Origin of the sequence: Brachyspira aalborgi (genome assembly GCF_008016455.1) — a bacterium.
Taxonomy (GTDB): Bacteria; Spirochaetota; Brachyspiria; order Brachyspirales; family Brachyspiraceae; genus Brachyspira; species Brachyspira aalborgi.
In genome coordinates, this window is sequence record NZ_SAXU01000001.1 from 1,517,540 (window position 1) to 1,543,519 (window position 25,980).

Genomic DNA, 25,980 nt, shown 5'->3' on the forward strand with positions numbered 1-25,980 from the left:
TTTATAAAAAATATATTATTAATAATTATTATCATTAAATAATATTATAAATTAATTTTTAATTGTTGGAGGAAACAAAATGAAAATAACATTTCAAGGCGGAGAAGTTCATTTAGAAGGAGCGGCATTAACCGAAGGCGCAAAAGCCCCTAATTTTTCGGGAGCAAAAACAGATTTAAGCGCCTGGTCTCTTTCGGATGCAGGTTCTACCGTAAAAATAATATCGTCAGTGCCTTCTTTAGACACGCCCGTATGCGATATTCAAACTAAAAGATTTAATAAAGAAGCCGCTAATTTAGACGGCGTAACTGTTGTAACAGTTTCTTTAGATTTGCCTTTTGCTCAAGCGAGATGGTGCGCTGCTGCAAATGCCAATTCTCATATAGTTTTATCCGATTATGCAGAGAGAGATTTTGGCAAAAAATACGGAACTCTTATACAAGAATTAAAACTTTTAACAAGAGCCGTATTCGTATTGGATAAAGATAATGTTGTCCGATATGTTCAATATGTTCCTGAAATTACAAACGAGCCTGATTATGAAGCCGCTTTAAAAGCCGCTAAAGCTCTTTTATAATTTTAGAATTATTAAGAAAATTTAAGCATATCTCAATTAGAGGTATGCTTTTTTATTTTTAATAAATAAAAATAAGAAATAAAAATTATATAAGAAATAAAAATTATAAATAAAAAAAATAATAATTTTAATAAAATAAGATATAAAAAAAGCGAAGAGATTTACAACCTCTCCGCTTAAATTTTAATTACCCGCAATAATTATTTTGAATAATCGTAAAATCCTTTTCCCGTTTTTTGTCCGAGCATTCCGCCTCTAACCATTTTTCTAAGCAATGCGCTTGGACGATATTTTGGGTCGCCTGTCTCTCTTTGAAGAACTTCCATAATAGCCAAAACAATATCGAGTCCGATTAAGTCGCCTAAAGCCAAAGGTCCCATAGGATGATTAGCTCCAAGTTTCATAGCGTTATCGATTCCTTCAACTGAAGCTACGCCCATAGAATATAAATCTATAGCTTCGTTAATCATAGGAACGAGAATTCTATTTACTACAAATCCCGCCGTTTCATTAACTTCAACGGGAGTTTTTCCTATCTCTTTAGAAATAGTTATTATTTTTTCGGCAATCTCTCTTGGAGTGTTGATGCCTGAAATAACTTCAACTAATTTCATAACGGGCGCTGGATTAAAGAAATGCATTCCTATAACGGGTCTGCCTATTCCCGCTCCAATTTCCGTGATAGATAGAGAAGAAGTGTTTGAAGAAAATACGCAATCGGGTTTGCAAATTTCATGCAATTCTTTAAATGTAGTTTTCTTTACTTCCATACTTTCAAAAGCCGCTTCTACTATTAAATCGCAATCTTTACAGATTTCTTTTAATCCTATAGAGATTTTTGAAACGATTTTATCCGCTTCGCTTTTCTCCATTTTTCCTTTTGCCACTCTACCGTCAAAACTTTTAACTATTCTTGCCTTTCCGTTAGCTGCGAATTCTTCTTTAATATCGCATAAGCAAACTTCATAGCCTTCGGTTGTTGCAAAAGCTTGAGCTATTCCAGAACCCATAGCTCCCGCTCCAATTACTCCTACTTTCATTTTTTTACTCCTTGATTAATATTTTTTATTTATTTACAAATTTTTCAACTTTTCTTTTTTCTAAAAAAGCCGTCATACCTTCAATTTGGTCATCCGTTTCAAAACAGTTGCCAAATAATCTCTCTTCTATTTCTATAGCCTTATCCATATTAACTTGCAAGCCTTCGTTAATGGCTTTTTTGCAATTACGAACCGCTATAGGCGCCGCGCTTGCTATAGATTTTGCCAATTTTTCCGCATTAGCCATAAGTTCGGCTTGAGGATAAACCGCATTAACGAGTCCTATTCTTAAAGCTTCGTCAGATTTTATATTTTTACCAGAATATATAAGCTGTTTTGCCATGCCTATTCCTACTATTCTAGGAAGTCTTTGAGTGCCTCCAAATCCTGGCGTTATTCCAAGTCCGACTTCAGGTTGTCCAAATACCGCATTATCGGAACAAATACGAATATCGCAACTCATAGCAATTTCACATCCTCCGCCCAAAGCGAAACCGTTTATAGCGGCTATCACAGGAATAGGAAAAGTTTCTATTTTACGAAATACTTTATTTCCTCTTGTTCCAAAATCTTCGCCTTCAAGCTTGCTTAATTTACTCATTTCGGATATATCGGCTCCAGCAACGAATGATTTATCGCCCGCTCCCGTCAATATTAAACATCTTATAGTTTTAATATCTACGGTATCGAATGTTCTATTCAATTCGTCTAATACTTGAGAGTTTAAAGCGTTTAGAGCTTTCTCTCTATTAATTGTAATATAGCCAATCATGTCCTTTTCTTCATATTTAACGAATTCCATCTCTCCTCCGTTTTTTAATAAATTATAAATAGGCTTAAATTTTATAATCTAAACCTGTTTTATATTCTGATTCTATTCTCTTTCTACGATAACAGAACAACCCATACCTCCGCCTATACATAAAGTGGCAAGTCCTCTCTTTAAGCCTTTAGCTTCCAATTCATGAAGTAAAGTTACGAGTATTCTGCATCCAGAAGCTCCAACAGGGTGTCCTAAAGCTATAGCGCCGCCGTTAGGATTAAGTTGTTTTTCAACATCTATACCCAAATCTTTACCAACCGCAACCGATTGAGCTGCAAAAGCTTCGTTAGCTTCTATAATATCAAAATCTTTAATCGTTAATCCCGTTTTAGCCATAACTTTTTTAGTTGAAGCGACAGGTCCAATTCCCATAATTCTTGGCGCAACTCCTCCCAAACCGCCAGCAATATAAGTAGCCATAGGTTTAACGCCTAATTCTTTTGCTTTCTCTTCGCTCATAACAACCATAGCCGCAGCTCCATCGTTTATACTTGAAGAATTTCCAGCGGTTACTTTTCCTCCGTCTGGTTTGAAAGCTGGTTTTAATTTAGATAAAGATTCCGCAGTTACTCCCGCTCTTGGTCCTTCATCTTTATCGAATACTGTATCGCCTTTTTTATTTTTTATAGTTACGGGAACTATCTCTTTTTTGAACGCTCCCGATTCTATGGCTTTTACGGCTTTTTGTTGAGAGTTTGCAGCGAATTCGTCTAACTCTTCTCTAGTTAATTTCCAATCATCGCAAATATTTTCTGCCGTTATACCCATATGATAATTATCAAATGCATCCGTAAGAGCGTCATGAACCATAGTGTCTATTAAAGAACCGTTTCCTAATCTATAACCATATCTTCCGTTTTTCAAAGCGTAAGGCGCTAAAGACATATTTTCAGTTCCTCCAGCGACTACTATATCGGCGTTTCCTGAGGCTATCATATTTGCTGCAAGATTAATTGCATCCAAACCAGAACCGCAAACTACATTGATTGTCATAGCTGGCACGCTTTCTGGCAAACCAGCTTTTATTGAGCATTGACGAGCGACATTTTGCCCTTGAGATGCTTGTATAACGCAACCCATATAAACCATATCAACTTTATCGGCTGGGACATTTGCTCTTTTCAAAGCTTCTTTAATAACTACCGCTCCTAATTCGGCGGCTGGAACGGTGCTTAATGAACCGCCCATACTTCCTATTGCAGTGCGACAAGCTCCTGCTAATACTATTTTTTTTGACATATTGAAATCTCCAAGAATTGTAATTTTTCACATCGTATTTACGATATGATTATCTATAGTATAATACATTTTTTTATCAAATTCAAGTGTTTATATTAAAAAAATTCAAATATTTATTATAAATTATTTAATAATATTTTTGATAATTTTATATTTTATTATGAAATTATAACTCTTATTTATAAAATTCTGAAAATATATTTAATTTTTTTGTGATTTTTATTATATTTTATTTGACAAATAATATTTTTTGTATTATACTAATAATATGATTAATCTAATTTATACTATCATGAACGCAACGCAACGCAACGCAACGCAACGCAACGCAACGCAACGCATTAGCGAAAATTTATTTAAAATTATTTTTTCACGCTCTCAATTACGCGTCTTTTATAATATTAATTTATTCAAAAAATATCATTATATTTTTTATAAAAATTTAAATTTTTGGAGGAACAATTATGAGTTTAAAAGGAAAAGTTGCTTTAGTAACAGGTTCGGCAAGCGGTTTAGGAAAAGCTTCCGTGCAAAGATTATCTAAAGACGGAGCGGCGGTAGTCGTAGCAGACTTGAATCTTGAAGGCGCTAAACAAGTAGCCGAAGAGATTAATTCAAGCGGAGGAAAGGCAATTGCCATTTCAATGGATGTTACGAGCGAAGAGGATGTAAATAACGGTTTCAAAAAGACTATAACCGATTTAGGCGGAATCGATATAGTTTTTTCAAATGCTGGTATTCAAATAGTTCATCCTATAGAAGAATTCCCTTTTGCAGAATGGAAAAAAATGATGGCTATTCATGCGGACGGAGCTTTTTTAACGGCAAAAGCGGCGTTTACTGAAATGAAAAAGTCAGGCAAAGGCGGACAAATTTTATTTATGGGTTCGGCTCATTCTCATTTAGCTTCGCCTTTCAAATCGCCTTATTGTTTTGCAAAACATGGGCTTTTGGGACTTGCAAGAGTTTTGGCAAAAGAGGGCGGCGAATTTAATATTCACACTTATGTAATATGTCCTGGATTTGTTAGAACTCCTTTAGTTGAAAAACAAATACCCGAACAAGCTAAAATAAAGGGAATTACCGAAGAAGAAGTTATAAGCACAATCATGTTAAAAGATACGGTTGATAAAAAATTTACGACTTTAGAAGAAGTCGCTAATTTGGTTTCTTTCTTCGCACATGATGAAGCTGGAGTTATGACTGGACAATCATTATTGGTAAGTCATGGCTGGGGAATGTGTTAAATGTAAAGGAGGTAAATAATGTTAGGTATTTTACTCGGTTTAATATGTCTAGCGTTTCTTACATATAAAGGAATGTCTATTCTATGGGTTGCGCCCGTTTCGGCTTTAGTAGTGGCGGCGTTTGGCGGAATGAATTTGCTTGACGCGTTTACGGGAGATTTTATGAAAGCTTTTGGCGGATACGCTACAAGTTGGTTTCCTATGTTTATGCTTGGAGCAATATTCGGAAAAGTTATGGAGGTTACGGGAGCTGCGGAAAGTATAGCGCATTTTCTCGCTAAAAAAATAGGTTATAAAAGAGCAATAATAGCGGTTGTCGTTATATGCGGAGTTTTAACTTATGGCGGAGTGTCTTTATTCGTTGTAGTATTCGTTATGTATCCTATGGGACTCGCTTTATTTAGAGAGGCTAATCTTCCAAGAAAAATGCTTCCTGGCTCAATAGCTTTAGGCGCTTTCGCTTTTACAATGACGGCGTTTCCTGGAACTCCTCAACTTACAAATGTTATACCCGCGACTTATTTCGGAACAGGTCCTATGAGCGCTCCCGTAATCGGTATAATATGCGGTATCTTAATGTTTATATTAGGAATATTATGGCTTCAATATAGAACTAAAAAATTGCAAGCTGCGGGAGAAGTTTTTGACGAACCCGAAGGCGAGACTACGGCGGGAGTTTCAAATCCTGAAGATTTGCCAAAATGGTATCTTGCCATAATACCGCCGCTACTAATTATAATTTTATTCAATGCGGTAAAATTAAATATAGTTGTCGCTTTGCTTGTCGGAGTTTTAGCTGGCATAATAATATTTATAAGAAGATTAAAAACTTTCGGCAATGTAATAAAAACATTAAATGACGGCGCGTCTGGCTCTATGCTTGCGATTCTTAATACGGCTGCTGGAGTAGGTTTTGGAGGAGTAATAAAAGCGGTTCCTGGTTTTGAACAATTAAAAACTTTGGTAACGGGAATAGACGCTTCGCCTTTAATATCGGAAGCTATAGCGATTAATGTTTTGGCGGGAGCTACAGGTTCTTCTTCTGGCGGAGTTTCAATAGTTTTGGAAGCTTTAGGTCCGCAATTTATAGAATTGGCTAAACAAAGCGGAATAGCTTTAGAGGTTTTCTCAAGAGTGGCTTCAATATCGGCTGGCGGTTTGGATACTCTCCCTCAATGCGGCGCCGTGTTGACGGTTCTTGCCGTAACAAAATTAACGCATAAAGATTCTTATATTGATATATTTATGTGTTGCACGGTAATTCCTATATCGGCTACTATACTCGCTATAATATTAGGAACACTCGGCATTGTATAATAAAATTTTTTTGATAAATAAAAAAGCGGTAGAGATTTATTTTCTATCGCTTAATTTTTTATAATTAATATAGAATTCATTTATTAATTAAAGTAAATTTTTAAAATTAACTTTCTTTAATCTGGATTGCCATGCCTTCTTACGAAGGCTCGCAATGACGGTATTTTTTGCAATTAAAAATTTTGTTTTAACTTCTAACATATTTTTTAATTAATGTTAAAATTATTCCATAAATTAAAAAATATTTAAATTAATTATATTGACTTTATTTTAAAAGATTGTATTATAATTAATAAACATTTAAATTATTTTGTTGACAAAAATTTTAAATGTTGTAAAATATTATTTAATTAATTAAAATAAATAGTTGACAAATTTTTTTAAAATTATAAAATATTATTAAATTAAATTAATCAATATTGAAAAAAATTTAAAATAAACTATTGACTAATTTTTTTAAATGTTGTATAATTTAATTGTAAAAGTATTTGCCGAGAAATCGGTGAGGAAAGTTTGATATGAAAATTACGATAAATAACAATACTGTAAATTTGTTAAGCAAAGCAAAGCAAAGCAAAGCTTAAGCAAAGATGCTAAAGATGTGTATCAGAAAGGGGGGTTAAGCGCCGATGCGGATGTCAGCGCGCAAATCGGTTATATGTTCCAAGTCAAAGAAGGCTTCGGAATAAGCGTTTTGGGTGAATTAGGTTATAGCTGGGATATTTACAGTATGGGCTATGGCGATACAACGGTATCAGGTGTTAGTGGTAGCTATATCGCTAAAGACGGGGTTGATTTTATTCAATACTATCATAGCTTCAAAATTGGATTATTGCCTAAATTCAATATTGGTTTAGGAGGAAGACATGGACTTGCTATAGGAATTGGCGGAGGAGTTAAAATCCCTCTTGCTGGAAAACAGTCGCTTACTGTTACGACAGCAGGCAATAATCATGCAACAAGCGAAGACGCTAAAACACAAACCGATATTGCCCTTAAAAGAAAAGACATAACCGATATGTTCTCGCCTTCAGTTATCGGATACATGAAAGTGACTTTCGATTATTATTTGTTCTTCACGGATAATATCGGCATGAATTTCGGTTTATATTTGGCTGGAGATTTTGGTCCGAAGCTTAAAGATACAAAGGTTAAGATAAACGACTCTTTTGACATCGGGCTTCAATTAGGATTTAGATTTGGTCCGAAAGCTTAAAAATCTTTTTCAAAATTTTTCATATAAATTCTAAAACACTTGATTTGCGGTTTATACTTAATTGTATAAACCGTTTTTTTTATTTAATAAAGTAATTTATTAAAAGTGTATTATTCGGCAAAGGCGGTTTTTAGTTTTGGTTAAAGCTATTGTAATGACTAATTTTTGATAAAATAAAAAATATAAAAAACTCTAAAAAGGATTAATCAAATTCTTATTTTTAATAAAATTAATCGGAGTTAAAATTATATAAGAAATTAAAAAATTGAATAAAGAAATAATACATGAAAATATTAAAAGCGAAGAATAAATATTTAAATTCTGATTTATAAATAATAATATATATTCTGGTATTTTAATATTAAATAATATTTTTATAATTAAAAGTAAAGTATTAAATATTAAAGATAAAGCAAATATAAAAAGCATTCCTTTCCAAGCATGCGAAATGTCGGCGGGGCTTAATTCCATATGCGAGGCAATAGAAATTGAAAGATAAATAAAAATCCAAAATCCGATATTCTTAAAAGATTGATTTGATAGAATATTTTTAATAATATTTTTAAATATATTCGCTATTGAAATAAATATATTTGAAATTCCGCTATAAATCATATTTAATATTCCCGCCGATTTGTCATAATCGATATTAATCGAAAAAATATTTTCTTTAAGTTCGGGCGCTAATAATAAAAAAAGAAAATAAACTATTAAAGCGCCAATTATAATAGGTCCAACGCCAATAAAAAAATTTCCTATTTGTTGATACCAGCTTCTTGAATCGTAGCTATGAAGAACATAACCTATAGTTTCCGATTTCGTGGTAAATAATTTTATATCGTTTATTTTATGATTAAATATAATACAAAATAATGCATGCGATAATTCATGAATCGGAGTTCCAATCCAGCCTGTTATATAAAGTTCGGTTTTTGCGCCTAAAGTTTTTGCAAATATTCTTCTTGTCATTGAAGAGAGAACATATAAAATAAAACCGAAAATTATTATATTTCCAAATAATCTAAATAAATCTATAAAAGTTTTTGAGAAAATAATCGCTATAAAATAAATTATATCTTTAAAAGTTTGCATAAACATTTTTATTTTATCGGAATTAAAATAAATCATAATAATTGAAATAAAATAAAAATTTTTTATTATAATTTTTATTAATTACTACTTGAAGTAATTTTAATTATAATGTATAATTAAAAGATTAAAAATTAAATTTAAGGAGTTGCTATATGCATAACAAAAATGATAATCAAAAAAGAGAAAAACTTTCAAGCAGGTTAGGTTTTTTATTAGTCTCGGCGGGATGCGCTATAGGACTTGGCAATATATGGCGATTTCCTTATATAACGGGAAAATATGGAGGCGCTGCTTTCGTTATAATTTATTTAATATCTTTACTTATATTAGGGCTTCCAATATTAATAATGGAGTTTAGCATCGGTAGAGGAGGACAAAGCGATATTGCAGGCTCTTATAAGGTTTTGGAAAAAGAAGGACATAAATGGCATATAATCGGTTATATTCAAATGTTAGGTTGTTTAATTTTAATGATGTTTTACACAAGCGTTACAGGTTGGAGCATAACCTACGCTTATTATATGCTTACGGGAGCTACTGAAGGACTTAAGCCTGAAGAGATAGGGCAATTTTTTGGTTCTATGCTTTCAAATCCTAAAATTATGGTTTTAAGTTTATTTATAGCCGTTTTTTTAGGAAGTTTAATTTGTTTTAAGGGACTTCAAAAAGGCGTTGAAAAAACTACAAAAATAATGATGTCGTCTCTATTTATAATGATGCTTATATTGATAATAAGAGCTATAACTTTGCCTGGCGCCGTTGAAGGAATAAAATTTTATTTGCTTCCCGATTTGGGAAAAATATTTAACGAAGGCGGAATAAAAAATTTTTTGGAAGTAGTTTATGCGGCTATGGGACAATCTTTTTTTACTTTAGGAATAGGAGTTGGAAGTATGACTATTTTCGGAAGCTATATCGGAAAAGAAAAATCGATTACAAACGAATCTATAATAATAGTTATATTAGACACTTTAGTCGCATTATCGGCGGGCTTAATAATATTTCCCGCTTGTTTTGCTTTCGGAGTAAATCCAGGCGAAGGAGCGGGTTTAGCGTTCGTTACTTTACCTAATATTTTTAACTTAATGCCTTTGCCAAGATTATGGGGAACTTTATTTTTTATATTTTTATCAGCAGCGGCGTTGACTACTGTAGTCGCGGTTTTTGAAAATTTAATCGCTTTCACTATGTCGGAGTTTAAAATAAAAAGAACTTACGCTTCCGTTATAGTTGGAATAGTAGCGTTTATGTTGGCATTAACTACAGCTTTAGGTTTTAATGTTTTATCTTTTATTCAACCTATGGGAGAAGGAACAAGTTTTTTAGATTTATACGATTTTATAGTGAGTTATAATTTGGTAGAATTAGGCGGAATCTATATAATTATATTCTGCGTTTCAAAATATGGTTGGGGATGGGATAATTTTATTAACGAAGTCGATTCAGGTGAGGGAATAAAATTTCCAAAATCATCAAGAATATATGTGACTTATATTTTGCCTTTAATTTTATTTGCAATATTTATTGTAAATTATATAAATAAATTCTCATAAATATATTTTCTTATTTAATTTTTAATTAATATTTTAAGGACGGCATTAATTTAATTTTTGTCGTCCTTTAATATTTTTGTAATTATTGCGATAAACTATACCAATCGTTATAATTTTTATCCACAGCGGATAAGAATACATCGATAACAGATTTTATAGCTTTATCGTCTACAAAAATAACATATTCGTAGCCTTTATAAAATATATTTATAGAATCATCCCTTAAACATTTATAATTGCATGCGCTAGAATCAAAATAGGTTTTAAATGTTTTAAGATTATTAAAAGTAGAAGATTCATTTCTTAAAATAATTTTTTTAGGCTCTCCATAATAATCGGGCAACTTTCCCGACTCTCTTGTATCGTTATAAAAAATATTTTGTCTTAAACCCGAAACCTTATATAAATATAAATCTTCTACTCCAACTCTATCTTGAGAGTAAAATCTTGTTTGCAACAATATTTTTGGATTATCTTTACTCGTATTAAAATAACTTATGCCTTTAAGTTCAACCGATATAAATATTTTTCCATGCGGAGTATCCGTTGTGTATATAAATGCAAAAACCATTTTTGGCAAATATGTAATTCGATTATTTTCCCATATTATATTTAAACTCTCTTCTTTTTGAGTAGAATATAAAAATTGAGCTTCTTTAAAATTTAAAGCTTCATCTCCAAAACAATTTATATTAATCGCTAATAATAAAATTAAAATCGTTATTGTTAGTTTAATTATTTTTTGTTTTGAACTTAAAAATCTATTGTCTATTTTATTATTCATTTTAATTTCCTTAATTTATTTTTTATATTAAACGATATAATTTATATAAAATATTTTTTAAAATTATTGATAAACTTAAATAAAAAATATTTATATTTATGCAATTACAAAATGCGACTAAAGAATTAACCATATTAAAAAACTGCGATAAATAAAATTTGGAATAGTTATTAAAAAAATACAATTCACACTTTGCTTTGCTTTGCTTTGCTTTGCTTTGCTTTGCTTTGCTTTGCTTTGCTTAACAAAATTATAGTATGTCAACTTACAGTGAATATTTTCAATCATAATTATATTTTAGCATACCTTTTTATTTCTGTCAATAGTTTATTTTACTTTAACTATATTGATTTGTTTTATATATTCGTATATAATTATATTATAATATAGTTATATATAAAAAATAAAAGGTTGATATTATGAAAAAAAATATTGTAGAAAAAAAAGAAGTTATTAATTCTAAAAATAAAAATGCGTTAATCGAAGACGATTGCGAAGTTAATATTAATAACGGAAATATAGCTTCTCTAATTCCAAAACTTCCAAATGACGAAGAATTTACAATTCTTGCGGATTTTTTCTCCGTGTTTTCGGATTCTACAAGACTAAAAATAATATCTGCCTTAAGCGAAAAAGAATTATGCGTGCATGAATTATCTTCTTTGCTAAAAATGAAACAGCCTTCCATATCTCAACATTTAAAAACTTTATGGCAGGCTAAAGTCGTTAAAAAAAGAAAAGTCGGGCTTCATGTATTTTACAGACTCGATGACGAACATATAGAAAAAATTTATACTTGGGGGTATGAGCATGTTAAAGAATAAAGAAAAATTTTTATTTATATTGGAAATGATACTTGGAGCTATAGTATTGTTTTTGATATACTCTATACATGACAAGATTCATGGAATTACGGAATATATAATATTTTTTATTCCATATTTAATTTTAGGAAGAGAAGTATTTAAAAACGCCGCTATTGATTTTATTAAAGGAAAATTTATGCGCGAAAGTTTTCTTATGAGCGTTGCCACAATCGGAGCTATTATACTTCATGAATTTCCCGAAGCTTTAGCCGTTTTAATGTTTTATAGAGTCGGAGATTATTTTGAAGATATGGCGGTTAATAAATCGAAAAGAACAATATCCGCTTTAATGTCGATTCGTCCCGATTCTGCAAATATAATAAGAGAGAACGGAAATATAGAAAAAGTAGATATATCTCAGATTCGCATTAACGACAATATAATAATCAATCCATTTGAAAAAGTGCCTTTGGATTCCATAATTTACGAAGGCGAAAGTTGGATTGATACAAAAGCATTAACGGGCGAAAGCATGCCGAAAGCGGTTAAAATAGGAGATGAAGTTTTGGCGGGAACTATAAACGGAGACGCTTCTATAAAAGCAAAAGTTATAAGAGAATATGCAGAATCTTCCATAGCTAAAATATTAAAATTAGTTCAAGATTCGCAAAATAGAAAGGCAAATATTGAACAGTTAATAAGCAGATTTTCGGGAGTTTATACTCCGATTGTAGTATTCGGCGCAATAGCATTAACTATTATTCCGACTTTAATTTACGGAGTAGACACTTTCAATAATTGGTTTAATCGTTCGCTTACGCTTTTGGTAGTTTCTTGTCCTTGCGCGTTTATGGTTGGAATTCCATTAACTTATTTTTCTTCGATTGGCAGAGCTTCAAAATTAGGAATAATGGTAAAAGGCGGAATATTTTTAGATTTACTTTCAAAAGTTCAAACTGTAGTTTTCGATAAAACGGGAACTCTTACGAAAGGCGAATTTTCTATAAAAGAAATTTTTAATAGCGGACTTAACGATAACGAGACGCTTTTAAAATATTCAGCTTATGCCGAGTCGGGTTCTTCGCATCCAATAGCGATATCGATAGTAGAATATTATAAAAAGAACGGAGGAATCATAGAAGATAATTTAATTTCGAGTCATAAAGATATTAGCGGAAAAGGAGCGATGGCTACCGTTGAAAATAAAAATATTATAATCGGCGGAAAAGAATTATTAAAACAAAATGATATAGATATTCCTGAAAATTATAATAAAAATATTAATGTTCATATAGCGATAGACGGAAAATATGCGGGCGGATTTTTTATTGACGATAGCGTAAAAGAAGATTCTAAAGAAGCTATAATATCGTTAAATAAAATGAATATAAAAACTGGTTTAATAAGCGGAGATAATATCGACAGAGTTGAAAATTTTGCTAAAGAAATGAATATATCGGTTTATAAAGGCGGATGTTTGCCTGACGATAAAGTTAATTCTTTGGAAGAGATGATGAAAGGCTCAAAAGCTTCAATATTTGTAGGAGACGGAATAAATGACGCTCCTTCTTTGGCAAGAGCCGATATTGGAATAGCGATGGGCGGACTCGGTTCTGACGCCGCCATTGAAAACGCCGATGTCGTTATAATGGACGATAAGCCTTCAAAAGTCGCCACAGTAATTAAACTTGCTAAAAAGAATCATTTGGTTGTAATTCAAAATATTGCGCTTGCTTTGATTATAAAATTTGCCGCTATAACTTTAGGAGCTTTGGGACTTACTTCAATGTGGCTTGCGATTTTTGCCGACACGGGAGTTACTGTTATAGTCGTTCTTAACGCTTTAAGACTCTTATATCCTTTAGGCGAAAAAGCGGAAGATTTGCCTGAATTAAAAGAAGGTTGCGATATAAAGATAACAAATTGCGATTGCGAATGCAAAAATCATTGAATAAATTTAAATAGAATTTAAGTAAAGTAAAAAGAATAGGCGTAAAAATTGCGTCTATTCTTATTCTATTAATCGAACGCCTACGACAAAAATTTTATTCTCTTTTAATATCAAAAAGAATTAATTTTAATTAAGCGATTGCCAAAACTCATATCTTAAAAATTAAATTTTTATGCAATAACAGACTTTATACTTATTTGTTTTTTTAATTATTATAAATTATAATATTACGAATAAAACATAAACAAAAAGGTTTTTATTAAATGAAAAAAATATTTTTTATAATTATTTTATTTTCAATATTTGGATGCAATGAAAATAAAAATTCTTCAGATAAATTGCAAGTTTATGCGAGCATATATCCGATTTACGATTTCGTTAAAAAAATAGGCGGCGAAAAAATAGAAGTTTATAATATGACTTCGGCGGGAGCAGAGCCTCATGATTTTGAAATAACTTCAAAAGATATGGCTAATCTTTCAAAAGCCGATTTATTTATTTACAATGGCGGCGGAATGGAACATTGGATTGACGCTATTAAAGACGCTTTGAAAGATTTAAAATATATTGACTCTTCAAGCAATATTGATAATCAAAATAATTTGGACCCTCATTTTTGGTTATCGCCGAAAAATGCAAAAATTCAAATTGAAAATATAAAAAACGGTTTAATTGAAATCGACTCTGACAATAAAAATTATTATCAATCAAATTATAATTTATATGCAAATCGTTTGGACGAACTTGATAATAAAATTAAAATTTCTTTGTCAAATATAAAAAATAGAAATTTGATTATAACGCATCCAGCATTTGGACATTTTTGTAAAGAATATTCTTTAAATCAAATTGCAATTGCAAGAGACGAAGCCGACCCTAAAGCTATGGCGGATATTATAACATTTATAAAAAATAATAATGTGAAAGCAATATTTTACGAAGAATTTTCAAGTTCTAAATTAGTAGATTCTATAGCGAAAGAAACGAAAGCAAAAATATTAACTTTAAATCCTATAGAATCTTTAAGCAAAGAAAATATTGAAGCGGGCGAAGATTATTTTTCTATTATGGAAAAAAATCTTATTGCTTTACTTGACGGACTTAATTAAATGAATAAAGTTATAGAATTTGATAAAGTTTATTTCGGTTATAATTCTGAACATATTTTAAAAAATATAAGTTTTTTTGTAAACGAAGGCGATTTTGTTTCAATAATCGGCTCAAATGGAGCGGGCAAAAGCACAATATTAAAACTTATGATTGGAGAGATAAATCAATCTAAAGGAAATATAAAAATATACAAAGAAGATATAAAAAAATTTAACAATTGGCATTATATCGGATATTTAGAGCAAAATGCATATTATAAAATTTTAAACTTTCCCGCAACGGTTTACGAAGTAATTATGTCGAATTTATTTTTTGATATTGGACTTTTTAAATTTCCAAATAAAAATCATCGCGCTAAAGTTATTGAAACGCTTAAACTTTTTGACATGGAAAAATATTCAAATAGAATGATTTCAAAACTTTCGGGAGGACAAATTCAAAGAGTATTTTTAGCTAGAACTTTAGTAGCCAATCCGAAAATTCTTATTTTAGACGAACCTACGAACGGAGTCGATTCTGAAACTATAGATATAATATATAATATTTTAAGAGATTTAAATCAAAATAAAAATATTTCAATAATAATGGTGACGCATGATATTGAAAGAGTTTCAAAAATATCAAATAGAATATTCTGTTTTGAAGAAGGAAATTTAATGGAACTTAATAAAGAAGAACTTGAGATTGAATTATCTCATAAACATAAACATCCGCATTTATAAGGAATTTAAAATGGAAATATTTCAATTTGATTTTATGAGAAGAGCTTTTTTAGTCGGAATAATTTTAGCTATAATAATTCCATGCATAGGAGTTATTATAGTTTTAAAAAGGCTTTCAATGATTGGAGATGCAATATCGCATACTTCTCTTGCAGGAATAACTTTCGGGCTTGTCTTTAATATAAATCCAATTTTAGCTTCTGTAATTTTTTGTATTATAGCCGCCTTATCGATAGAATACATAAGAAAAAAAATTTCAAAATACGGAGAGATGTCAATAGCGATAATAATGTCTTTAAGCGTGTCTGTGGCGGGTTTATTATCGGGCTTTGTTTCAAATAACGCCAATTTTAATAGTTTTTTATTTGGAAGTATTGTGGCTATAAGCGATTTTGAATTAAAATTAATTATTATAATCGGTTTAATTTCAATTCTGATTTTTATTTTATTATACAAAGAAATTTTTTATATAACATTTAATGAAAAGCTTGCAAGATTATCGGGCGTTCCCGTAAGAAGAATAAATTTTATTTTTACTATTTTAACGGCGATTACAATTTCAATATCCGCTCGAACTGTCGGCGCTTTAATTGTCTCTTCAATGATTGTTCTTCCCGTAGCCTTCTCTTTACAAATAGCTGGAAGTTATAAACAAACAATAATATTTTCGGTAATATTTAATTTATTATGGACGATTGTAGGAATATTTTTTTCTTATTATTTTGGATTAAAGCCAGGAGCTACGATAGTTTTAATAAGTCTAATTAGCGTTTTATTAGGCGCTATAAGAAGTAAAATAATAATGAAGTAAAATCCGTTATCATTTGAATAATAATTATTTCAATATAAAAAAATGAAAAATTTATATATTAAATCAAAAATTAAATTAAAATAAATAAAAATTTAATAAAAAAAATAGTTGACTTTTTAAAAAAATTTGTTATCTTAAGTATAGAAAATAAATAAAAAAATGTTTGGATGTAAATCCGACAAGGAGAGTTATTATGACTAAAGCAAAACAAAACAAAAGTATCTTATATCTATTAGCAATTGCCCTTATGGTAGCAATAATGTCAGTGGCTTGTAAAAATAAACCTACGCAAGCTGCGTCTTTTTCAGAAGCTGAAAATGAAATAGTTGACCCTACGCCAACTCCTGACGAAGGATTAAAACCAATTTCTGGCTTGACAATCGACCCTAAAGGAGATTTAAGACAATTCTACGGCTTTACTTTCGTAAATAAAGACGGCGGAATCGCTAAAGTAGGATATGAACCAAAAGTTCAATATTATATGGAATTTGAAGGCGGCGCAAGATTCTATCAAGGCGCAGGTCCTGCTTGTAAAGGCGGAAGCTATGTATTGTTTGCTGACAAAAATAGAGCCGATGTTAAATTATTCGCAAACGGTTATGTAAATGTAACTATAAACGGTAAAACGGTTCAATATGCTTTACAAAGCAAATAAAATAAGAAAGTAAAAGTATAAAAAATAGATAATAAGATTTAAGCCTGTCGTTCTTTAAGCGGCGGGCTTTATTATTTTATATAATAAAAATTAAAAAAAATAGTTGACTTTTTAAAAATAATTCCTATCTTAAATATAGAAAATAAATAAAAATGTTTGGATTAAATCCAATGAGGAGAGTTATTATGATTAAAACAAGACAAAACAAAAGCATTTTATATCTATTAGCAGTTGCCCTTATGGTTGCGATAATGTCAATAGCATGTAAAAACAAACCTACGCAAGCTGTCTCTTTTTCAGAAGTTGAAGATTCAACTATAGTAGTTGTTCCTACGCCGACTCCTGAAGAAGGATTAAAACCAATTTCTGGAATAACGATAAATGCAAATGAAAATTTATCTCAATTTGAAAATTATACTTTCATAAACGAAAACGGCGAAATAGCGACAATAAAATACGACACTATATATTATGTCATTAATAATAAACATAGCATTAATAAAATAAATTGGCGTATAGAATTGCCTGACGGTTCTAAATTAATTCAAGGACAAGGAGATGGATGTAGAGGAAATAGCTACGCATTCCGTGAAGGAGTAAAGGCAGATGTTAAATTTTCAGCAGACGGTTATATGTATGTAATAAAAGACGGTTCTACGGTTAAATACGCTTTAAATAGCAAATAAAAGAAAGTAAAAGTATAAAGTAGATAATAAGATTTGAGCCTGTCGTTCTTTTGGACGGCAGGCTTTTTTATTATTTTAATTTTCTGTTTGTATCGTAATCGCCTCTCGCTCCCGTGAGGATATAACCTATTTTATCAATGCTTTTTTTTAGAAGTTCCACGCCTTCAGCCGATTCCGTTCCCGTAGAAATTTTATTATTATAAAGCAAATATTTTTTTCTCACATTCATTGGAGAGAGATTCGGCATAACAACATTAGCGCCATGCAATATTCCAAGTTCGCGTCCGCCTTCTTTTATAGTGCCAAGCGCCGTTGTCGCGGGAATTAATGACAATGGAAATATTAAACGAAGAATACTTATAAGAATTAAAGTTAATTCCATCTCTCCTATTTTTTCGTTTGCAAAAGGCGTGTCTTTATGCGGTAAAAAAGGACCGATTCCTATCATTTCAGGTTTTATTTCTTGCATAAATATCAAATCGCTTGCAATATTTTCTAATTTTTGAAAAGGGCTTCCTACCATAATTCCCGTTCCCGTTTGGAATCCGAGATTTTTTAAAAATCTTAAACATTCTTTTCTATTATCTAAACTCATATATTTAGGATGCAATTTTGAATAATGTTCGTTTTCTGAAGTTTCATGCCTTAAAAGAAATCTATTCGCTCCGTTATTTTTTAATTCTTTATAATATTCTTCATTTTTTTCGCCTATTGATAAAGTTAAAGCGCAATCGGGAAATTCTTTTTTTATCGCTCTGACAATATTCGACATTCTCTCTATATTAAAAAAATTATCCTCGCCTCCTTGCAAAACAAAAGTTCTAAAACCAATATCGTATCCGATTTTACAACATTCTAAAATTTCTTTTTTATTTAATCGATATCTTTCGGCGTTTTTATTGCTCTTTCTTATTCCGCAATAAATACAATCGTTTTTGCAATAATTTGTAAACTCTACAAGCCCGCGCATAAAAATATATTTTCCAAAAATTTTATCCGCTTTATCTCTCGCTTTAATTCTCAAATATTTTTTTAATTCTTTTATTTCCAATTTTTCTTTTTTACCAAGTTTCTTTTTATTTAAATCGTTATCGTATTCAAAAGAAGATAAAAGAGTTAAAGCGTCTTTATAAGAAATTTTTTCTTTTTTCTCGATTTTATCTATTATTTTTTTTGCTTTGTTAATGTCAATAATATTATTCATTAAATATAATTAACTCCGTTTATTTTAGCTATTGCCATTCCGTAATTTGTTATAGGTTTATTCTGTCTTTCGCATAATCTTATTCTGTTTAATATATGCTTTCTCGTTCCCATACATCCGCCGCAATGAATAATTAAATCGTATTTTGACAAATCGCTTGGAAAATCTTCTCCCGTAGTATAATCAATATCAAACGCGAAACCGAATTTATTTTTAAGCATATTTGGAATTTTTACTCTTCCTATATCGCCTTCTAAAGGAATATGAGCGCAACTTTCTGCAATAAGTATTTTACTTTCTTTATTAAGATTATCTATAAAATCCGCTCCTTTTTTGTATATTTTTTCATCTCCTTTATATCTAGCGAATAAAACCGAAAAAGATGTTAAAGCGCTTTCTTTAGGTTTTAATTTTTCAACTTCTTTAAAAACTTGAGAATCCGTTATTATAACTTTCGGAGGCTTATTTAAACTTTTTAATGCATTTTCAAATTTATCAAAAGTAGCTCCAATAACTATAGCTTTATTGTCAAGTATATCTCTTATAGTTTGAACTTGAGGCAAAATTAATCTTCCTTTTGGCGCTTGTATATCTTGAGGCATTACAAGTAAAACTATATCGTCTTCTTTAATTATATGTCCGACTATGCTTATTTCATCTTCTTTTGAGATATTATTTTTTATAGTTTCAATTAGAATGTCTATATTTATTTTTTTATTTACGCTTATGGAAACGCAATCAATATCGAAAATTTCTTTTATATTTTGTTCTACTATTTTATAATTTTGATTTAAATCAATTTTATTTATAACGGCAATAATCGGAATTCCAAATTCGGATAATTGATTTTTCCATTTTAATTCTAAAATATAATCGTTATTTTTAATATTACAATCAAAAACAAGTAGAGCGATATCGGTTTTTTCTGCAATTTTTTTTGTTTTTTCAATTCTTAATAAACCTAAATCTCCATTGTCGTCAAATCCCGCCGTGTCTACTATAACGCATGCTCCAATTTTATTTATTTCAATAGCTTTTTTCACAGGGTCCGTTGTAGTTCCCGCTTTATCTGAAACTATAGCGACATTTTGATTTGCAATAGCGTTTATTATGCTAGATTTTCCCGCGTTTGTTCGTCCAAAAATCGCTATATGAGTTCTATTTGAATTTGGAGTATCGTTCATTTTATCCTCAATTTTTAATTTTTTATTCTTAAATTAAAATTTAAAATCTCTCTTTCCTTCTTTTATTTCGTCTAACGCGCTCACGAGTTTATTTTTTACTTTTTCATTTGGAATTTTATCTATTTCATTAATCATTACTCTGTCAATTTCTTTTTCGGTATTGTTTGACGCATAATCGTTTGAATATTCTTTTAATGTTATTATAGCATTAGCCTGACAAAAATTTTTTATCTGCCCGCTTTTTGCAAAACTCATAAATCTATCTCCCGTTCTTCCTTCTCTATAACATGCAGTGCAGAAACTTGGCAGATAATCTATTTTGCATAACCATTTTATTATATCGTCAAGCGAGCGCGTGTCGTTAACTTCAAACTGTTTTGAGTTTTCCTCTTCTTCCTCTACATATCCGCCAACGCTTGTCCTTGAGCCTCCGCTTATTTGCGAAACTCCGACTTCCAAAACTTCCTCACGAGATTTTTGACTCTCTCTTGTAGAAACTATTATTCCCGTATAAGGCACGGCTATTCTTAAAACCGCGACTATTTTTTTAAATAAATCGTCTTTTATAGCGTTAGGAAAAGAATTAACATCCACATCGTCCGCTGGTCTTATTCTTGGAACGCTTATAGTATGAGGTCCGCAACCGAAAGTATCTTCCAAATGTTTCGCATGATAAAGCATCGCCGTGAAATCGTATTTATAATTATAGAGTCCAAATAAAACTCCAATTCCAACATCGTCAATTCCGCCTTCCATAGCTCTATCCATCGCTTCGGTATGATATTCGTAATCGCTTTTAGGTCCGCTCGGATGAAGTTTTTGATAAGTAGGTTTATGATAAGTTTCTTGAAATAATACATAAGTGCCAATTCCCGCGTCTTTTAATTTCGTATAATTTTCTACGGTTGTAGCCGCAATATTTACATTTACTCTTCGTATCGCTCCGTTTTTATGTTTTATTCCGTAAATTGTTTTTATAGATTCTAATAAATAATCCATGCTCGCATATTCTGGGTCTTCTCCCGTTTCTAAAGCAAGCCTTTTATGTCCCATATCTTGCAATGCCATAACTTCCGCTTTTATTTCTTCTTGAGTTAATTTTTTTCTCGCTATATTTTTATTTTTTGAATGATAAGGACAATATACGCAACCGTTAATACAATAATTTGACAAATATAAAGGAGCGAATAAAACTATTCTTCTTCCGTATATTTCAAGTTTTATTTTTTTGGCAATTTCGTATATTTCATTTTCTACATTTTTATCAGAACATAATAATAACGCTAAAGCTTCGTCAGGCTCAAGTCCTTTCATTTCTTTTGATTTATTCAATATTTTTTGAATATCGTAATTTCCGTTTTCAACTTCAAATATTGTTTCTAAAATTTTTTCGTCATTAATAAATTCGTTTGCATTTTTAGATTTTGAATTAAATTTATACATAATAACCTCTCAAATAAAAAACTGTTTAAAAAAATTTTTGCTTATTTATTGGAGTAGAGAGCTTTTGCAGAAACTCCTTCCAACATACCAAGCTTACCCGTTAAACTATTAATTTTATCCGAAGGAGCATTTAAAACGACACTTATTATATTTATATTTTTTTCTCTGTAAGGAATTCCCATCCTTCCTATTATAAAATCGCCATTTTCATGCAAGATTTCATTAACCTTTGAAACTATATTTTTATTTTCAATGATTATTCCTATAACGGCAATTCTATTTTCCATAAATCAAACTAAATATTATATAATAGTTATAAAATCCTTTATGATAAACTTAATAGTTGTTCATTTAGGTATTATAAATTATATAATAAATCTTTTATTTTGTAAATAGTTTATTAATTTTTTTTTAAAAAGCGCTTGATTTCGTAATTATTTTATACTATACTATATATAGTTTAATTAAAATTTATGGAGGTATAGAATGAGCGAAAACGCCGCTTTTTTAACCGAAGAGCCAATTAGCGATTGTATCAAAAAATTAGTCGAAGAATGGGAAAACATTGAAGGTAATCTTATAATGATTTTTCATGGCATTCAAAAGCATTACGGATATGTTCCTAGAAATGTAGCTAAATATGTATCGGAAGCTATAGATGTTCCGCTTACAAGAATATATGAAATATTAACTTTCTATAACTATTTTACAATGGAACCGCCTGCTGAAAATCACATATCGGTTTGTATGGGAACTGCTTGCTATTTAAATGGAGCAAAAGATTTGATTGACGAAGTAAAATCAAAACTTTCTTTAAAAGGCGAACAGCAATATTCCGAAGACAGAAAATATAAATTGGAAGAAGTTAGATGCATAGGTTGTTGCGGTTTATCTCCCGTTATTACTTTTAACGGCGAAGTTAAGGGAAGGGTAAAGCCTGAAGAAATTTCAAAACTTATAGAAGATAATAATAATAAATAATGGGAGTAAATTATGATAGAAAAATTAGATAGAAAAAAATTAGAAGAACATAGAATAAGCACTGAAAAAGAAATAGAGATAAGAAAAGGAATAGAAACATCCGAAGACGACAGATATCATATATTGGTATGCGGAGGAACGGCTTGCGAATCGAATAAAAGCGAAGAGATTGTAAAATTGTTAAAAGAGCATGCAGAAAAAAATGGAATCGGCGATAAAGTTTTGGTTATAAAAACGGGATGTTTCGGTTTTTGTAGTCAAGGTCCCGTAGTTAAAATAATTCCTGGAAGAGTATTTTATACGCATGTTCAACCCGAAGATGCAAAAGATATAATAGAGCAGCATGTAATACAGAAAAAACTTGTATTAAGAATATTATATAAAGAGCAGAGAGAACATAGAGATTTTACTAAAGAGATTAATTTCTATGAAAAACAAAAAAGAATAGTCTTAAAAAATTGCGGAATGATAGACCCTGAAAATATTGACGAATATATAGGAAATGACGGCTATAAAGCGCTTTCAAAAGTTTTATTCGAGATGCAACCTAAAGATGTTATTAAACAATTAGAAATATCGGGTTTGAGAGGAAGAGGAGGCGCTGGATTTCCAACTTGGAAAAAATGGAGTTTTGCAAGCGAAGTTGAAGCCAAACAAAAATATATAGTATGCAATGCCGATGAAGGAGACCCAGGCGCTTATATGGATAGGAGCATTCTTGAAGGCGACCCTCATGCGGTTATAGAAGCTATGATTATAGGCGGATACGCTATAGGAGCTAGCAAAGGATATATGTATATAAGAGCGGAATACGGACTTGCAGTTGAAAGAGTAAAAATAGCTTTAAAACAGGCTTATGATTACGGACTACTTGGAAAAAATATTTTAGGAGCTAATTTCTCTTTCGATTTGGATATAAGACTCGGAGCTGGCGCTTTCGTATGCGGCGAGGAAACGGCGCTTTTAGCATCAATAGAAGGAAGCAGAGGAACTCCAAGACCGCGTCCGCCTTTTCCTGTAAATAAAGGATTATTCGATTCTCCTACGGTAATAAATAATGTCGAAACTTTTGCAAATATTACATCTATAATAAATAATGGCGGCGAATGGTTTGCCTCAATAGGGACTGAAAATTCAAAAGGAACAAAAGTATTTGCATTAACGGGTAATGTAAATGTATCTGGTTTGGTTGAAGTGCCTATGGGAACTACTATTAGAGAGATAATTTACGATATAGGAGGCGGAGTTCCTAACGATAAATTTGCTAAAGGAGTTCAAACGGGCGGACCTTCTGGCGGGATATTGCCTGAAGAATTATTTGGAACGCATATAGATTTTGATAATTTGGTTCAATTAGGCTCAATGATGGGTTCGGGCGGTATGATAGTTATAGACGAAGATAGGAATATGGTTGATTTTGCCAAATTCTATTTAGGTTTTTGCGTTGATGAAAGTTGCGGTAAATGTGTTCCTTGTAGAATAGGCGGCATGCAAATGCTAAAATTACTTGAAAAATTCACAAAAAGAAGAGCGAAAGAAGACGATATAGAAAAGTTAAAAGAAATAGCTTTAACTATGAAAAAGGCTTCGCTTTGCGCACTTGGAACTACGGCTGCAAATCCCGTTTTATCGACTTTAAAACATTTTGAAAACGAATATAAAGCGGGAATATTTGTTAGAAACACTAATTAAAATAAAATTTAAATTTAAGGATAAAATTATGATTAAAATAAAAATAAACGGAAAAAATTTAGAAGTTGAAGATAATATTACGATATTAAAAGCGGCTAAAAAAGTGGGAATAAAAATTCCAACTCTATGTTATCATCCCGATATTCATCCAACTTCGGCTTGCGGTATTTGTATGGTTAAACTTGCAAATATGGGCAATAAATATGTTAGAGCATGTTCTATGCTTGTTGAAGAAGGAATGGATATTATAACTCATGACGCCGAAATAAATATGGTTAGAAAAGGAGTTTTGGAACTTGTTTTATCCGCTCATCCTAACGATTGTTTAAATTGCATAAGAAACGGAAACTGCGAACTTCAAACCGCAGCCGCCGATTTTGGAGTTAGAAATTCAAAATTCGACAATATAAAACAGAATCATCCGAGAGACGAAACAGCAGGAAGCATAGTGCTTAATCCTGAAAAATGTATAAAATGCGGAAGATGTGTAGTCGTTTGTCAAGAAATGCAAAAAGTTCATGCATTAGGTTTTGTAAATAGAGGATTTGACACTTATTTTGCGCCCGTTGGAGTTTCGCTTAAAGATTCTACTTGCGTTGATTGTGGACAATGCGCCACTCACTGCCCTGTAGCCGCAATATACGAAAAAGTCGACACTAAAGAAGTTATGGACGCTTTGGATAATCCCGATATTTATGTTACGGTTCAAATGGCGCCTTCGGTTAGAGTGGCTTTGGGAGAATATTTCGGACTTAAAGCGGGAGATAATATTACGGGAAAAATATACGCCGCTATGCGTTTATTAGGATTCGATGCAATATTCGATACAAATTTTGGAGCGGATATGACTATAGTAGAAGAAGCTAACGAGTTTGTTAAAAGATTTACCGAAAGCAACGGCACGGCTGTAATGACTACTTCATGCTGTCCCGCTTGGGTAAAATATATAGAAGAATATTATCCCGATTTGCTTGATAATGTTTCAACTTCAAAATCTCCTCATATGATGCTAGCGCCTATGGTTAAAACATATTATGCGGAAAAAATGAAATTAAATCCTGCAAAAATATATAATGTTTCAATAATGCCTTGCACCGCTAAAAAGAATGAAATCAGAAAAAACGATACAATGAAATCAAGCGGATATAACGATGTAGATGTCGTTATAACTACAAGAGAGTTTGCGAGAATGATAAAACGATACGGAATAGATTTAGCGGGAATACAAGAGGAAAAAGCGGACAGCATACTTGGAGAATATAGCGGAGCGGGAACGATTTTCGGAGCTACAGGCGGAGTTATGGAGGCGGCTTTAAGAACGGCTTATAATGTTATAGCGGGTTCTAATCTTGAAAATGTAGAATTTAACGATGTGAGAGGATTAAAAAATGTTAAAAAAGCTACAGTAAAGATTTTAGATAAGGATGTTAAAATAGCCGTAGTAAACGGACTTCATAATGTCGACCCTGTTATGCAAGAGATAAGAAAGGCAAAAGAAAAAGGCGAAAATCCTCCTTATAATTTTGTAGAGGTTATGGCTTGTCCAGGCGGATGCGTTGGTGGAGGCGGACAACCTTACGGAACTACCAACGAGGTAAGAGTAGATAGAGCTAAAGGATTATACACGGAAGATAAAAAAGTCGTTAAACATAGATGTTCGCATGATAACGAGCATATAAAAATACTTTATAAAGACTTCTTGGGAGAACCTTTAGGAGAAAAACCGCATCATTATTTGCATACCGAATATAAGAAAGCGGAAAAATATACAAAATAAAAATAAAGTAAAATAACGAAGAAAATTATAAAGCGTATCCGTCAGGCAAAAATGATTGATACGCTTTTTT

The 25,980-nt window shown here is 31.2% G+C and carries 24 protein-coding genes; 15 read left to right on the top strand and 9 right to left on the bottom strand.

Features of this window, described 5'->3' with window-relative positions:
- Positions 1-79: 79 nt before the first annotated feature.
- Positions 80-577 carry a thiol peroxidase gene (gene tpx / locus EPJ79_RS06775; protein ID WP_021958538.1) on the top strand — a complete coding sequence of 166 codons (498 nt, stop codon included), beginning with the start codon at positions 80-82 and terminating at the stop codon, positions 575-577.
- Positions 578-777: 200 nt separating this feature from the next.
- Here tpx and EPJ79_RS06780 read toward each other — a convergent pair whose 3' ends face one another.
- The 3 genes from EPJ79_RS06780 to EPJ79_RS06790 form a co-directional block, all read right to left on the bottom strand.
- Positions 778-1,617, bottom strand: a complete 840-nt coding sequence (locus tag EPJ79_RS06780; RefSeq protein WP_021957936.1) for a 3-hydroxyacyl-CoA dehydrogenase family protein — start codon at positions 1,615-1,617, stop codon at positions 778-780.
- 25 nt (positions 1,618-1,642) lie between these two features.
- Positions 1,643-2,419, bottom strand: coding sequence for an enoyl-CoA hydratase-related protein (locus tag EPJ79_RS06785; protein WP_147531070.1), 777 nt, complete (start codon positions 2,417-2,419; stop codon positions 1,643-1,645).
- A gap of 72 nt (positions 2,420-2,491) precedes the next feature.
- Positions 2,492-3,679, bottom strand: a complete 1,188-nt coding sequence (locus tag EPJ79_RS06790; RefSeq protein WP_147738923.1) for a thiolase family protein — start codon at positions 3,677-3,679, stop codon at positions 2,492-2,494.
- Between the two features lie 464 nt (positions 3,680-4,143).
- Between EPJ79_RS06790 and EPJ79_RS06795 the strand changes: the two genes are divergently transcribed.
- From EPJ79_RS06795 to EPJ79_RS06805, 3 genes are all read left to right on the top strand, one after another.
- Positions 4,144-4,926 carry a 3-hydroxybutyrate dehydrogenase gene (locus EPJ79_RS06795; RefSeq protein WP_147529125.1) on the top strand — a complete coding sequence of 261 codons (783 nt, stop codon included), beginning with the start codon at positions 4,144-4,146 and terminating at the stop codon, positions 4,924-4,926.
- A gap of 18 nt (positions 4,927-4,944) precedes the next feature.
- Complete coding sequence (locus EPJ79_RS06800; protein WP_147738924.1) at positions 4,945-6,243, top strand: GntP family permease; 1,299 nt, start codon at positions 4,945-4,947, stop codon at positions 6,241-6,243.
- An 832-nt stretch (positions 6,244-7,075) separates the two neighbouring features.
- Positions 7,076-7,459 (top strand): hypothetical protein, encoded by a 384-nt coding sequence (locus EPJ79_RS06805; RefSeq protein WP_147738925.1) that lies wholly within the window; start codon positions 7,076-7,078, stop codon positions 7,457-7,459.
- Between the two features lie 192 nt (positions 7,460-7,651).
- Here EPJ79_RS06805 and EPJ79_RS06810 read toward each other — a convergent pair whose 3' ends face one another.
- Positions 7,652-8,557 carry a hypothetical protein gene (locus tag EPJ79_RS06810; RefSeq protein WP_244289082.1) on the bottom strand — a complete coding sequence of 302 codons (906 nt, stop codon included), beginning with the start codon at positions 8,555-8,557 and terminating at the stop codon, positions 7,652-7,654.
- 146 nt (positions 8,558-8,703) lie between these two features.
- Here EPJ79_RS06810 and EPJ79_RS06815 point away from each other — a divergent pair, with 146 nt between their 5' ends.
- Positions 8,704-10,104 carry a sodium-dependent transporter gene (locus EPJ79_RS06815; protein ID WP_147738926.1) on the top strand — a complete coding sequence of 467 codons (1,401 nt, stop codon included), beginning with the start codon at positions 8,704-8,706 and terminating at the stop codon, positions 10,102-10,104.
- Positions 10,105-10,186: 82 nt separating this feature from the next.
- Here EPJ79_RS06815 and EPJ79_RS06820 read toward each other — a convergent pair whose 3' ends face one another.
- A complete protein-coding gene (locus tag EPJ79_RS06820) occupies positions 10,187-10,888 on the bottom strand; it encodes a hypothetical protein (RefSeq protein ID WP_147738927.1) in 702 nt (233 codons plus the stop codon).
- Between the two features lie 419 nt (positions 10,889-11,307).
- Between EPJ79_RS06820 and EPJ79_RS06825 the strand changes: the two genes are divergently transcribed.
- The 7 genes from EPJ79_RS06825 to EPJ79_RS06855 all read left to right on the top strand — a co-directional run bounded on the left by EPJ79_RS06825 (position 11,308) and on the right by EPJ79_RS06855 (position 17,629).
- Positions 11,308-11,712, top strand: coding sequence for an ArsR/SmtB family transcription factor (locus tag EPJ79_RS06825; RefSeq protein ID WP_021958217.1), 405 nt, complete (start codon positions 11,308-11,310; stop codon positions 11,710-11,712).
- A complete protein-coding gene (locus EPJ79_RS06830; RefSeq protein ID WP_147738928.1) occupies positions 11,699-13,645 on the top strand; it encodes a heavy metal translocating P-type ATPase in 1,947 nt (648 codons plus the stop codon). The genes EPJ79_RS06825 and EPJ79_RS06830 overlap by 14 nt, the downstream gene beginning before the upstream one ends.
- A 263-nt stretch (positions 13,646-13,908) precedes the next feature.
- On the top strand, positions 13,909-14,754 hold the full coding sequence (locus tag EPJ79_RS06835; RefSeq protein WP_147738929.1) for a metal ABC transporter substrate-binding protein: 846 nt from the start codon (positions 13,909-13,911) through the stop codon (positions 14,752-14,754).
- Positions 14,755-15,477 carry a metal ABC transporter ATP-binding protein gene (locus tag EPJ79_RS06840; RefSeq protein ID WP_147738930.1) on the top strand — a complete coding sequence of 241 codons (723 nt, stop codon included), beginning with the start codon at positions 14,755-14,757 and terminating at the stop codon, positions 15,475-15,477.
- Positions 15,478-15,487: 10 nt separating this feature from the next.
- Positions 15,488-16,288: a metal ABC transporter permease gene (locus EPJ79_RS06845; protein ID WP_147525517.1), complete on the top strand. Its 801-nt coding sequence runs from the start codon at positions 15,488-15,490 to the stop codon at positions 16,286-16,288.
- 193 nt (positions 16,289-16,481) lie between these two features.
- On the top strand, positions 16,482-16,943 hold the full coding sequence (locus tag EPJ79_RS06850) for a hypothetical protein (protein WP_147738931.1): 462 nt from the start codon (positions 16,482-16,484) through the stop codon (positions 16,941-16,943).
- 185 nt (positions 16,944-17,128) lie between these two features.
- On the top strand, positions 17,129-17,629 hold the full coding sequence (locus EPJ79_RS06855; RefSeq protein ID WP_147738932.1) for a hypothetical protein: 501 nt from the start codon (positions 17,129-17,131) through the stop codon (positions 17,627-17,629).
- A 70-nt stretch (positions 17,630-17,699) separates the two neighbouring features.
- Here EPJ79_RS06855 and hydE read toward each other — a convergent pair whose 3' ends face one another.
- The 4 genes from hydE to EPJ79_RS06875 are packed head-to-tail and all read right to left on the bottom strand — an operon-like array spanning position 17,700 to position 21,747.
- A complete protein-coding gene (gene hydE, locus EPJ79_RS06860; RefSeq protein WP_147739614.1) occupies positions 17,700-18,824 on the bottom strand; it encodes a [FeFe] hydrogenase H-cluster radical SAM maturase HydE in 1,125 nt (374 codons plus the stop codon).
- 8 nt (positions 18,825-18,832) lie between these two features.
- Positions 18,833-20,017 carry a [FeFe] hydrogenase H-cluster maturation GTPase HydF gene (hydF, locus tag EPJ79_RS06865; protein ID WP_147738933.1) on the bottom strand — a complete coding sequence of 395 codons (1,185 nt, stop codon included), beginning with the start codon at positions 20,015-20,017 and terminating at the stop codon, positions 18,833-18,835.
- Between the two features lie 33 nt (positions 20,018-20,050).
- On the bottom strand, positions 20,051-21,460 hold the full coding sequence (hydG, locus tag EPJ79_RS06870) for a [FeFe] hydrogenase H-cluster radical SAM maturase HydG (RefSeq protein ID WP_147738934.1): 1,410 nt from the start codon (positions 21,458-21,460) through the stop codon (positions 20,051-20,053).
- Positions 21,461-21,501: 41 nt separating this feature from the next.
- Complete coding sequence (locus EPJ79_RS06875; RefSeq protein WP_021958360.1) at positions 21,502-21,747, bottom strand: TM1266 family iron-only hydrogenase system putative regulator; 246 nt, start codon at positions 21,745-21,747, stop codon at positions 21,502-21,504.
- A 199-nt stretch (positions 21,748-21,946) separates the two neighbouring features.
- Between EPJ79_RS06875 and EPJ79_RS06880 the strand changes: the two genes are divergently transcribed.
- From EPJ79_RS06880 to EPJ79_RS06890, 3 genes are read left to right on the top strand one after another with little or no spacing between them, the layout of a single operon-like run.
- Positions 21,947-22,441, top strand: coding sequence for an NADH-quinone oxidoreductase subunit NuoE family protein (locus EPJ79_RS06880; RefSeq protein WP_147561034.1), 495 nt, complete (start codon positions 21,947-21,949; stop codon positions 22,439-22,441).
- Positions 22,442-22,453: 12 nt separating this feature from the next.
- Complete coding sequence (locus tag EPJ79_RS06885) at positions 22,454-24,133, top strand: NuoF family protein (RefSeq protein WP_147738935.1); 1,680 nt, start codon at positions 22,454-22,456, stop codon at positions 24,131-24,133.
- Between the two features lie 28 nt (positions 24,134-24,161).
- The gene (locus tag EPJ79_RS06890; RefSeq protein ID WP_147738936.1) at positions 24,162-25,910 is read left to right on the top strand and encodes an NADH-dependent [FeFe] hydrogenase, group A6; all 1,749 of its coding nucleotides are present in this window, start codon (positions 24,162-24,164) and stop codon (positions 25,908-25,910) included.
- Positions 25,911-25,980: the final 70 nt, after the last annotated feature.